13 protein-coding genes are annotated in these 10,852 nt (G+C 44.6%); 6 read left to right on the plus strand and 7 right to left on the minus strand.

The features are described from left to right. Positions 1 to 99: 99 nt before the first annotated feature. Together FTU46_RS06495 and FTU46_RS06500 are read left to right on the plus strand one after the other, a co-directional pair. Positions 100 to 876 (plus strand): class I SAM-dependent methyltransferase, encoded by a 777-nt coding sequence (locus FTU46_RS06495; protein WP_180104584.1) that lies wholly within the window; start codon positions 100 to 102, stop codon positions 874 to 876. A gap of 15 nt (positions 877 to 891) precedes the next feature. Beyond that, complete coding sequence (locus tag FTU46_RS06500; RefSeq protein WP_005232438.1) at positions 892 to 1,470, plus strand: hypothetical protein; 579 nt, start codon at positions 892 to 894, stop codon at positions 1,468 to 1,470. An 83-nt stretch (positions 1,471 to 1,553) separates the two neighbouring features. On the opposite strand, the gene FTU46_RS06505 is transcribed toward FTU46_RS06500, so the two are convergent. Together FTU46_RS06505 and FTU46_RS06510 are read right to left on the minus strand one after the other, a co-directional pair. Beyond that, complete coding sequence (locus FTU46_RS06505) at positions 1,554 to 2,756, minus strand: TIGR03862 family flavoprotein (protein ID WP_180104585.1); 1,203 nt, start codon at positions 2,754 to 2,756, stop codon at positions 1,554 to 1,556. A gap of 3 nt (positions 2,757 to 2,759) precedes the next feature. Next, positions 2,760 to 3,404 carry an SAM-dependent methyltransferase gene (locus FTU46_RS06510; RefSeq protein ID WP_180104592.1) on the minus strand — a complete coding sequence of 215 codons (645 nt, stop codon included), beginning with the start codon at positions 3,402 to 3,404 and terminating at the stop codon, positions 2,760 to 2,762. Between the two features lie 84 nt (positions 3,405 to 3,488). On the opposite strand from FTU46_RS06510, the gene FTU46_RS06515 reads away from it, so the two are divergent. Both FTU46_RS06515 and FTU46_RS06520 read left to right on the plus strand, forming a co-directional pair. Next, positions 3,489 to 3,665, plus strand: a complete 177-nt coding sequence (locus tag FTU46_RS06515; RefSeq protein WP_179992857.1) for a DNA gyrase inhibitor YacG — start codon at positions 3,489 to 3,491, stop codon at positions 3,663 to 3,665. Positions 3,666 to 3,815: 150 nt separating this feature from the next. Continuing rightward, entirely contained in the window at positions 3,816 to 3,998 is a 183-nt protein-coding gene (locus FTU46_RS06520) for a hypothetical protein (protein WP_180104586.1), read from the plus strand. A 32-nt stretch (positions 3,999 to 4,030) separates the two neighbouring features. On the opposite strand, the gene FTU46_RS06525 is transcribed toward FTU46_RS06520, so the two are convergent. From FTU46_RS06525 to FTU46_RS06545, 5 genes are all read right to left on the minus strand, one after another. Then, a complete protein-coding gene (locus FTU46_RS06525) occupies positions 4,031 to 4,675 on the minus strand; it encodes an MBL fold metallo-hydrolase (RefSeq protein ID WP_180104587.1) in 645 nt (214 codons plus the stop codon). Positions 4,676 to 4,696: 21 nt separating this feature from the next. Next, positions 4,697 to 5,710, minus strand: a complete 1,014-nt coding sequence (hemH, locus tag FTU46_RS06530) for a ferrochelatase (protein ID WP_125278824.1) — start codon at positions 5,708 to 5,710, stop codon at positions 4,697 to 4,699. A gap of 65 nt (positions 5,711 to 5,775) precedes the next feature. Next, positions 5,776 to 6,804: a DUF4062 domain-containing protein gene (locus FTU46_RS06535; RefSeq protein ID WP_180104588.1), complete on the minus strand. Its 1,029-nt coding sequence runs from the start codon at positions 6,802 to 6,804 to the stop codon at positions 5,776 to 5,778. 115 nt (positions 6,805 to 6,919) lie between these two features. Further along, the gene (gene murI, locus FTU46_RS06540) at positions 6,920 to 7,798 is read right to left on the minus strand and encodes a glutamate racemase (protein ID WP_125278823.1); all 879 of its coding nucleotides are present in this window, start codon (positions 7,796 to 7,798) and stop codon (positions 6,920 to 6,922) included. Between the two features lie 49 nt (positions 7,799 to 7,847). After that, positions 7,848 to 8,459: a DUF1285 domain-containing protein gene (locus FTU46_RS06545; RefSeq protein ID WP_180104589.1), complete on the minus strand. Its 612-nt coding sequence runs from the start codon at positions 8,457 to 8,459 to the stop codon at positions 7,848 to 7,850. Between the two features lie 187 nt (positions 8,460 to 8,646). Here FTU46_RS06545 and FTU46_RS06550 point away from each other — a divergent pair, with 187 nt between their 5' ends. Both FTU46_RS06550 and FTU46_RS06555 read left to right on the plus strand, forming a co-directional pair. Continuing rightward, positions 8,647 to 10,359, plus strand: a complete 1,713-nt coding sequence (locus FTU46_RS06550) for an electron transfer flavoprotein-ubiquinone oxidoreductase (RefSeq protein WP_180104590.1) — start codon at positions 8,647 to 8,649, stop codon at positions 10,357 to 10,359. Positions 10,360 to 10,557: 198 nt separating this feature from the next. Next, a partial coding sequence (locus FTU46_RS06555) for a transposase (protein WP_136144464.1) occupies positions 10,558 to 10,852 on the plus strand: 295 nt, incomplete at its 3' end.

The following is a 10,852-nucleotide window of genomic DNA, read 5'->3' on the forward strand; positions in this document are numbered from 1 at the left end:
GGTGAATCTAACTTTTCGGCAACAATTCACTCAATGAATAGGGCCGAAAAAGTGAATATGCTATTTTATATCGATGAAAAAGATTAAAAAGCGCAAAATATGACACAATCACTGCATCCTGCAGCTCAACAAGGGTTTAGTACAGCGGCTGAGCTTTATCAGCAGGTACGCCCTGACTATCCGGCAGATCTTAGCCCATGGCTTGCCGAGACACTGTCATTGCCTGTAGATGCAGATCTTGTCGATTTGGGAACAGGAACAGGTAAATTTATTCCCTATTTGCGTCCACTCAGTAGTCACATCACCGCCATTGATCCTGTCCCTGAGATGCTGGCCCAGTTAAAACTGGCACATCCGGATATTCATACCCTCGAAGGGATGAGCCACCAGCTTCCTCTGCCCGATCATAGCGTGAATGCTGTGTTTTGTGCACAGTCATTTCACTGGTTTTCCAATCTGAAAACCTTAAAGGAGCTGGATCGGGTACTTAAACCTCAAGGCTTTCTGGTACTGGTCTGGAACCAGCGTGATATCACAGTCGACTGGGTCAAAGCTCTGGCAGATTGCATTGCACCACTGGAAGGCGATACACCACGCTATCATAGTGGTGCCTGGCGTAAAGTATTTGAGGAACAGAATCTCTTTCAGCCTTATGCTGAAACGCAAATGCAACAGCTACAGCATGGCCCTGTCGGGCAGGTAGTTTCCAAACGCTTATTGTCGACCAGCTTTATTGCCGCACTACCAAAAGAACAGCAACAACAGCTCAAGCAGCAATTCGAACAAATTATCAAAAACTATACGGACAAGGGTGCAGAAGATATGATTAATTTCCCTTATATCACCTATGTTTATGTATTCAAGAAAAATAATTAGGAACAGGATTCAATCATGCACACGATTCAATTGATGTCACGAACTGCACTTTTCACTGCTGCCATGTTTTTGATGGCCTGTGACCAGAAAAGTTCACAATCTGTAGAACAGCAAGCAACAGAAGACTCTGCATCAGAGGAAATCATGCAGGAATTGAAAACTGGACCCGTGAAAAACTTCCCTAAAACGGAAGATGATCCCCATGATATTGCTGTCTTGAATGACTATGAAGAACGTTTTCAGGAAATGAGCGCGGATCTGGAAGCTGAGCTCAATGGCATGCGCAATGATGACAATCTGACTCCGGAATTTGTCCAGCAACGTCAACGCGATCATGTCCAGTCTTCGCTAAATATGCTCAAAGATCTGGAGCTTAAAACTGAACAGGGCCGTTATATTCAGGGTTTGATGTATCAATACTGGGAACATCAGGAAAAACTGGTGAATAGTCCGAAATCTCAGGCCTCTACCGTAAATGAAGCCAGTGAAAATGTAAAAGGTCTGGGCAAATATCTACATGCCCAAGAGCAACTGGAACGCTGGCGTTCGCAATATCCAGAGATGACCACCGCAAATAAAGCCCCAGCACAATAAATAATACATTTCAGGAAGCGGACGCTTCCTGAAATTTTATATGCAGTTCTAAGATTTAACTTTCACTTTCTGAAGAATGCGTATTATTGAGCTTGAACTAAATATTGCTGCACCCCTTCTGCGGCTGCTCGTCCAGTGGCAAAACAGGCTGTCAGCAAGTAACCCCCTGTAGGCGCATCCCAGTCCAGCATCTCACCACATAAGAACACATGTGGATTGGATTTAAGCTGAAGCTGCTCTGACAGAACCTCGCGTTTAACACCACCTGCACAGCTAATCGCTTCCTGTATAGGACGGAAACCTGTTAAAGGAATTTTCAATTGCTTAATCTGCTGTGCTAATTCAGTAGCATTTTGCCAAAGTGGCTTTGGTAACAGTTCACGCACCAGAGCAGCTTTTGCACCCTCCAAACCTGCTTTCCGCCAGATATTATTCAAAGACTGCTTTTTACATGGCTGTAATTTTTTAGCCAGCTGCTCAACTGTTTGATCCGGGAAAAGATCCAGATTCAGCTGCATCGGCTGCCCCTGTTTCAGCTGTTGACGCAGCCCCCGGCCTTGTTTATAGATCAGACCACTTTCCAGACCATAGTGACTGATCACAATATCACCCATAGTCTTGTCACCGCCATTAACCCAAGCCTCGACCCGTTTTAGGGGCTGACCGAAGATTGGCTGCATAAACTTGGACCATGAATATTCCACACCCGCATTACTGGCTTGAAAAGGTTCAATCTCGCTGCAATCAAGCCATGCTTGCCATTTCCCATCACTGCCGAGTTTTGACCATGACACTGCACCACAAGCCAAAACAATCGCATCAAAGTTTTCTGTGAATGCGCAATCATTTTTTAAATCATGCATCTGTAGCTGATGATTTTTTAGATCTAGAATTTGATGGCGATAATGAAATTTTACCCCTTGCTCAGTTAAACGTTTTAACCAGGCACGCAATAGTGGAGCGGCTTTCATTTCGGTAGGAAAGACCCGACCTGAAGAACCAATATAAGGTTCAATACCAAGATCTCTCATCCAGTTTTGAATCCATATGGCATCCCAGCGTTTGATCCAAGGTGCTAACCAGTTCACCTGATCATAACGCTGCACAAACTGCTCGACGGGTTCGGCATGAGAAATATTTAGACCGGTTTTGCCAGCCATCAGAAATTTGCGTGCAGCCGAAGGTTTTTGTTCAAACACATGCACCTCATAATCAGACTGGCTCAGTACTTCTGCAGCCATCAAGCCTGCCGGGCCAGCACCCACAATTGCAATGCGCTTCGTCATGACTTATTCCGCCGAACTCGCATTCTGCCCTTGTAACGGCTGAAACTCATCAAAACGCGTTGTATAGCCTTCCGGTTTACTAATAATCAATTGCTGGCACAACTCACCACGCTCTAGATATTTAATTTCAAAATGAGTTCTTGCCGAGTCTTGGCCAATGACTTCTTTAACAAAAGGCAGCTTCCACAGGTTTTGAACCTGCTGCTCTGCTTCATCAATATATTCAGGAATATTGCTGGCTAAAGTAATCGTGCCACCGGTTTTTAAACGCGATAATAAAAACTCAAAAAATGGCATATTCAACCAGCGCTGCGCCGGGTTATGCGGCTCAGGGTTCGGATATAAAATAAAAAACTGTTCGACTTGCGCTGGATAGAGAGCATGCACAATCCAAGGCAAGGCATCGGCATGAACTGTCTGTAAATTCGGTTGTCCTTCCAGCGCATGCTGTTTTTGCATGGCTAAAAATTTCTCTCGAGTCCGCTCGATCGCTATCAGCTTGCTGTTCGGATTGGTCTGGGTAAAGAGCAATGCGTGTTTACCTTTGCCCGCACCGATTTCCACACAAACCGGTTCAGAACTGATACTTTGGAAATCACGAGGCGCATGCATACGCTGTGCTTGAAATTGACGAATCGACATAATCAGATCAAACTAATAAAAACTGTATAAGTCTAACAAGTGCAGTTATATTTGCCTAATCGAAGCTTTATTTTTCTAGGGAGTGTGCTGATGCCGACCACTTTAAAATGTCCACGCTGTGGCAAACTGACCACTTGGGAAAATAATGAATTTCGTCCTTTCTGCTCGGAACGCTGCAAAATGATTGATCTAGGCGCTTGGGCCAGTGAGGAATACAAACTGCCAACCCAAGATGCTCCAACAACTGAATCTTCTGAAGAAGACTGAACCTTTTAAAATATCCTATTTAAGCATATCCTAAATAATCACATGATTTTTATAAAAGGCTTATAGAAAACCAACACAAGTTAACAGCACATATGCCAGTTTAATACTATGTTCTTACGCAGAAATATCACATTATTTTAGAGCAAGAACATGGGCTACATTATTCTAAAGATCATTTTAATTGGGGTAGGAATACTTGCGATATTGTCATTAGGGATAGGCATTGTCCAACAGGATGGCTTATTTATTGTTGTTGGAATTCTCCTTGCCATTATGACTTGGCTGATCTATACACAAACCCGCCAGTCTTTGAATAACCCTTTTAGCAAATAAAAAGACCAGCTAGGCTGATCTTTTCACCTACTTTAACCTGCTTTTCCCGCAACGAAAGGATTATGCTGTTTTTCAAAACCAATATTGCTGATCGGACCATGTCCTGAAATAAACCGGGTTTCATCCGGCAGGCTAAAACATTCGCGCTGGATTGAATCGAGTAACTGCTGATGATCGCCACGCGGGAAATCTGTCCGTCCAATTGAGCCTTTAAACAGTACATCCCCTGTCCATAACAAAGCATGATTCTTGTTATAGAACATCACATGACCTGGGGTATGACCCGGAGCAAAACGCACTTCAAACTCTTCATCACCCAGTTTGAGAACTTCTCCACCTTCCAGCCATTGCGTGACTTCTACTTTTTCCGGAATCGGAAAACCGTAACGGGCAGACACTTCCTGAATCATATCTAACCAGAATGCATCGTCCTTATGCGGACCAATCACCGGCACATCCCAAACTTTTTTTAAAGCACCAACTGCTCCAGCATGATCGAGATGACCATGAGTCAGCCATAAAGCCTTGACCGTTAAGCCCAGTGCTTCTACTTCCGCTTTTAATTTTTCAGGTTCGCCCCCTGCATCAATCAAAACGGCCTCTTTACTGCCACTATCCCAAAGAATCGAGCAGTTTTGCTGAAATGCAGTCACAGGAACAATTTTGACTTGTAACATAGGATAAGAAACCTCAAAAGATTAATGGGCAAGCGTCTGATTCAATGCTTCAAGATTAGCCTGTAACAGCGTATTGAGCAATTGCACATGATCTTCACGGTTGTTCAAAGCCGGAATATAACTGTAGCTTTCCCCGCCATTGGCCTTGAAGGTCTCTCCATTTTCCATGGCCAACTCTTCCAGTGTTTCCAAACAGTCGGCCGAGAAAGCCGGACTCATCACCTGAATTGATTTCACGCCCTGTTTGCCCCACTCTTCAATTAAGGCATCCGTATAAGGCTTAACCCACTCCTGTTTACCAAACCGGGACTGGAAACTAATTGCATACTGATCTTCAGATAGACCTAAGGCTTCTGCAACCAGTTTGCCTGTGATCCGGCAACGATCCGCATAGGGATCGCCTTTATCGGCATAGGGCTGCGGGATACCATGAAATGACATCAATAGTTTTTCCGGCTGCCCATGAATCGCCTGATAATCCCGAACACTTTGCGCCAGTGAATGAATAAATAAAGGATGCTGAAAATAATCGCGGATAATCGACAAACCAGGTAAATTGCGCTGTTTCAATACCCATTTTGCGACTGCATCATACAGAGGTGCGGTAGAGGTCGCTGAATACTGGGGAAATAACGGAAACAGAATAATGTGATCTTGCGGTTGAACCGAAATCTGATCAAGGACAGCCTGAATATTAGGATTGCCATAAGTCATGGCAGGCACCACATTTAGCTCAAATTGCGGATATTGTTCAATGAGTTTGGCCTTTACTTGACTCACCTGCTGCAAAAGAATCTCACGCATCGGTGAATCCTGACCCCAGACCTGTGCATAAGCACGGGAAACCCGCTTAGGACGGAACGGTAAAATAAATAAACGCAGGATGAGTTGCCAGATCGGCTTGGGAATTTCAATGACACGCTGATCAGATAAAAACTGCTTCAGGAAATCGCGTACTGCCGGCACAGTCGGTGCATCGGGTGTGCCTAAATTTGCCAATATAATCGTAACTTTTGGTTTAGCTGTAGAAAACATGCAGTACGCCCGTCGTGGTATCAACCCGCTTACTTTAACAGCTTTTTACTTATTCTCTATATGGATTAATACACTGACTTATATTGAAAAGTACGATCTTTATCCAGCAAGTTACTGTCCAGCAGTTTTTGTGCCTTAGGCGTAATCTGCCAAAGCAGACGCTGACGGTCATCACGGCCTGACGGCACAATCCAGTCATTCTGGCGCATTTGCAATTTCAGGCTATGCAAGGCGCGAATATTGATCTGGGCACGGGCTACAGCATGTGCACGCGGCATTTCCGCTCGTGCATCTTCCAGACCGGTTTCATTCAAATACTCATTCATACGCTTGGAGAAAAATTCCTCCGGCGTTGGATTAATGAAGGTAGAACCGAGAATAGCCAGCAATTGTGCCCAGGTCAGTCTCTTCTGAACTTTCAGCTCTTTAAAGTTACCATCCTGATAGGCATGCATACGGTATTCGAAGGAGAAAACTTCATGCATAGACACTTTCGGCAGGCTCAGGAAAGGATCCACTTCACGCGTACCACCATCTCGTTCCAGTTGGGCCACTTTGGCTTTGAGCTGGTCAATCTCGTCATGCAAGGTTTGAGTATTCTGCGGACGTACCCAGCCACTTACTGGATAACGTTCCAGCATTTGCGGCATGTTCAAACGTACCGCCATTTCCAGATCGCGCAAGGTACGATAGCAAAAGACCTGATCAGCTTCCTGCTGCAATAACTGACGAAATTCTTTAAATTTTTCTTGTAATTCAGGTTTGGTATCGTGCAAGGAAGGATCACGTGAAGCCGGATCTTCATGCATAAACACAATAATCGGTTTCTGCTTGGTCACAGCGTAAATGTATTCCAGATGCATATAACCTACACCGGAAACCGACTGCTCGCCATACTGGCTACCCAGCAGAATCACCACATAATCACAATCATCAATCTGGCGACGTGCAAATGCAGTATTTAAAGGAGTGCGTTGTTCCAGCCCCCAGGAAAAGAAACCCATGCCGACCAAAGTTTGTGACAAGATGATCCGCTCTGGCTGCATTTCTGCACCAGAGGTGGAGATAAACACCTGATAACGTTTATCGAGCATTGGTTATCCTCTTTTACTGCACATTGATCTGGCCGGCTAAACCCTGCCCTGACACAATATGACGACCCCAGTATAAAAATATATCTTTCAAAATTATAAGATGAGTGACGGTCGCCTAGCTGACTTCTGTCTCCATATTGCTGACCTGCCATTTAATATCGGCTGGAATCAGATGCCCTAAAATCGGCTGGAGCTGTTCAGCATTTTGACCACTAACCACAAGTCGGATTTTTAGACTGCCCTTGCACTCATGTTCAAATAATAACCCATTTTTGATCAAAATTCGGGCCGTTTGTCTCGCAACCGCGAATCCTGAGTCAATTAATGTCAGCTTTTGACCAAAAATATACTGAATTGACGATTTTAGGAAGGGGTAATGTGTACATCCTAGCACTAAATAATCAGCACCCTGATCAACAACCGGTTGTAAAATCTGAGTTAATGTCGCCAGACACTCAGGACTCATCTGCTGACCGGCTTCTACAAAAGGCACCAGATCCAGACAGGTCACCGGAATTACTTTGACCTGTGCCGGCTCGGCAAAACGGGTCATGACATCCTTAATCAGCTGGCCACGAAAGGTTGCAGGTGTGGCCAGAACGGCCACCGTTTTGGATTGGGTATTGAGGACTGCAGGTTTGAGCGCTGGCACCAGTCCAATGATCGGAAAGTTTTCACCATAATGCTCACGTAAATAATCCAGGCTAAATGCAGAAGCGGTATTACAGGCAACGACTGCAACTTTACAGCCTTCACGATACAGCCATTCAATCGCTCGCGCAGTTAGGTCACGGATTTCCTGATCTTTACGGGGCCCATAAGGTACGTAAGCCGTGTCGGCATAATAAACAAAGCGTTCATTGGGCAAATACCGGGCAATTTCCAAAGCAACCGACAACCCTCCCACACCAGAATCAAAAATCCCGATAGGTGCATCAGCACTGGCTTTAGGCATGGGATCTACTAAGGGATAAATCGGTTGGATAGCGCTCATAACGTTGCTAGTTGCTTGTTTCAAATGACCTTGCGACAAAGCTTAAACCTCAGGTGCTTAAATGCAAGTCTAAATCACCACTTTTCAAGCTTAAAACCGTCTCTCCAGCAGCATTTTCACCAAGCTCGCCCATCTCCACCAGATGTAAAAAAGCAGCCCGCTGAATAAGCGCATTGATTCCAAAACGCACATGCACATAAGGGCGCAATTCATCCTGATACTGACGCATAAAGATAGGATGTTCGCTATCGACAATAATGATGTCCTGAGTCGTGGTGGTCAGTTGCAGGTAAGTCCTGCCTTCAATCTTGACCTGATCGACCTGATTTACAAACAGAGGTTCATCTTCGACCTTGATTTCAATCATTTCAACCGGCGTCTTTAGATAGAATTTTCCTTCTTCTTTCCAGAGTACCGTGGAAAACAGGTCTATCATCGGCTGACGCTTGATCAATTGACCTTCGTGCCACCATTCTCCATTGGCCAAAACCTTGAGATCCATTGCCCCACAATGCTTTGGCTGCCATTGATCCAAAGGCGGGATTGACCTTTTGTGACTGCCCTGTGCATCTTTTAAGTATTGTGCGATATCCATTAAATTTTTATCATCGCTAGAAGCTACTTTTTTCGTCGGATTTTTATCGGGTGCTGACTTATTCATATAAAGAAGACCTTAATGACGGAAAAATAATATGTTTCAGCCAATTGGCTTAACCTGGGTTTAAAACTATACTAGCCCAGATGCTTAAAGACACTACTATTTTTGTGTCTAGGAATTCAGAACACTCATGGCAGCACCCAATCATCCGATTATGGTTGCCACCGAATAGAAATATGAGGAGTCCTACATGGAACACATCGAACGTGAATCGATGGAGTTTGACGTTGTGATCGTAGGTGCGGGTCCTGCCGGCCTGTCTGCTGCAATCAAGATCCGTCAACTTGCAATTGAAAACAATTTAAATGATCTGTCCGTTTGTGTCGTAGAAAAAGGCTCCGAAGTCGGTGCACATATTCTTTCGGGTGCTGTGCTTGAACCACGTGCCATGAACGAACTATTCCCGAACTGGAAAGAAGAAGGTGCACCTTTAAATGTGCCAGTGACAGAAGACAAAACTTTCTTCCTTCTTTCAGATGAAAAATCACAAGAAGCACCGCACTGGATGGTGCCTAAAACTATGCATAACGATGGTAACTACGTGATCTCACTGGGTAACGTGGTGCGCTGGTTAGGCCAGAAAGCCGAAGAGCTGGAAGTATCGATCTTCCCGGGCTTTGCTGCTTCTGAAATTCTGTATCATGAAGATGGTACGGTGAAAGGTATCCAAACCGGTGACATGGGTATTGGTAAAGATGGCGAACCGACGCATAACTTTGCGCCGGGTTATGAGCTGCATGCCAAATACACCATCTTTGCTGAAGGCTGCCGCGGTCATTTAGGTAAACGCCTGATCCAAAAATTCAATCTGGATAAAGATGCTGATCCGCAGCACTACGGGATCGGCATTAAAGAACTCTGGGAAATCGATCCAGCGAAACACAAACCAGGTCTGGTAATGCACGGTGCCGGCTGGCCTTTATCTGAAACCGGTTCGTCAGGTGGCTGGTGGTTATACCATGCTGAAAACAACCAGGTGACTCTGGGCATGATCGTGGATCTGTCTTATGAAAATCCGCACATGTATCCATTCATGGAAATGCAGCGCTGGAAAACCCATCCACTGATCAAACAGTATCTGGAAGGCGGTAAACGTATTTCTTATGGTGCGCGTGCCGTAACCAAAGGTGGTTTTAACTCTCTGCCGAAATTCACCTTCCCGGGTGGATCTTTAATTGGTGATGATGCGGGCTTCCTGAACTTTGCCAAGATCAAAGGCTCACACACTGCCATGAAGTCCGGCATGCTCTGCGGTGAAGCGGTATTTGAAGCGATTGCTGCCGGTGTAGAAAAAGGCGGTGATCTGGCGATTGCGCGTGTGACCGAAGGTGAAGACTTCTTTGTAAAAGAACTCACATCTTATACAGACAAGTTCAACAATAGCTGGTTGAAAGAAGAGCTGTATAGCGCGCGTAATTTTGGCCCTGCGATGCACAAGTTCGGTCAATGGATGGGTGGTGCATTCAACTTCATCGACCAGAACGTGTTTAAAGTGCCGTTCACGCTCCATGATTTAGTGCCAGACTTTAAAACTCTGAAAACAGTCGATGCAGTGAACTTCAAGCCGAACTATACAAAACCGGATGGCAAGCTAACCTTTGACCGTCTGTCTTCTGTGTTTGTATCGAACACGGTACATGAAGAAAACCAGCCTGCGCACCTGAAACTGACCGATGCTTCGATTCCGGTAGATGTCAACTTGCCGAAATGGGATGAGCCTGCTCAGCGTTACTGCCCGGCAGGTGTGTATGAAATCATGGAAAATGATGACGGTTCGAAACGCTTCCAGATCAACGCAGCGAACTGTGTACACTGCAAGACCTGTGACATCAAAGATCCATCTCAGAATATCACCTGGGTAACACCGGAAGGTGGCGGTGGTCCGAACTACCCTAATATGTAATGCTTAATTAGCTTGCATAAGCCTCTAAAATAATTAATTATTTTAGAGGCTTTTTTATATTTATAAGATTATGAAATACGCATCATTTAATTTTTTTGTACAAGAAAAAATTAGTATTTAGGGTGTGTTGACACTTTTAGCTTAAAAAAATAGCGAAGTAGTAAAATCAAATCGCCAAACCCAATTTTACTATTCGCTATGCCTCGTACCATGCTGACAGATCAACACTGGCAAAAGTTGAAAGTTATTCTGCGTAATTTATCCATTCACCACAACTCAAATTTACGCAATTTTATTGAAGCTATTCTCTATAGAATTAGGACAGGTTGTCCGTGGCGAGATATTCCTTCTTGTTTTGGTCATTCAAACTCTATTTTCAAACGTTTTAATCGTTGGTCAAGCAGCGGTAAGTTACTTAGATTATTCAAATTACTAGCCTCATGCCCCGATATGGAGTGGATTTTTATTGATGGCTCTCATGTACGTGCTCATC

Source organism: Acinetobacter sp. YH12108 (genome assembly GCF_013419055.1).
GTDB lineage: Bacteria > Pseudomonadota > Gammaproteobacteria > Pseudomonadales > Moraxellaceae > Acinetobacter.

Bases quoted from the DNA above. Each gene is read 5' to 3' on its own strand.
- FTU46_RS06525 (WP_180104587.1), bottom strand. From the start codon at position 4,675: ATGTTACAAGTCAAAATTGTTCCTGTGACTGCATTTCAGCAAAACTGC.
- murI (WP_125278823.1), bottom strand. From the start codon at position 7,798: ATGAGCGCTATCCAACCGATTTATCCCTTAGTAGATCCCATGCCTAAA.
- FTU46_RS06505 (WP_180104585.1), bottom strand. From the start codon at position 2,756: ATGACGAAGCGCATTGCAATTGTGGGTGCTGGCCCGGCAGGCTTGATG.
- FTU46_RS06550 (WP_180104590.1), top strand. From the start codon at position 8,647: ATGGAACACATCGAACGTGAATCGATGGAGTTTGACGTTGTGATCGTA.
- FTU46_RS06495 (WP_180104584.1), top strand. From the start codon at position 100: ATGACACAATCACTGCATCCTGCAGCTCAACAAGGGTTTAGTACAGCG.
- FTU46_RS06535 (WP_180104588.1), bottom strand. From the start codon at position 6,804: ATGCTCGATAAACGTTATCAGGTGTTTATCTCCACCTCTGGTGCAGAA.
- FTU46_RS06500 (WP_005232438.1), top strand. From the start codon at position 892: ATGCACACGATTCAATTGATGTCACGAACTGCACTTTTCACTGCTGCC.
- hemH (WP_125278824.1), bottom strand. From the start codon at position 5,710: ATGTTTTCTACAGCTAAACCAAAAGTTACGATTATATTGGCAAATTTA.
- FTU46_RS06515 (WP_179992857.1), top strand. From the start codon at position 3,489: ATGCCGACCACTTTAAAATGTCCACGCTGTGGCAAACTGACCACTTGG.
- FTU46_RS06520 (WP_180104586.1), top strand. From the start codon at position 3,816: ATGGGCTACATTATTCTAAAGATCATTTTAATTGGGGTAGGAATACTT.
- FTU46_RS06545 (WP_180104589.1), bottom strand. From the start codon at position 8,459: ATGAATAAGTCAGCACCCGATAAAAATCCGACGAAAAAAGTAGCTTCT.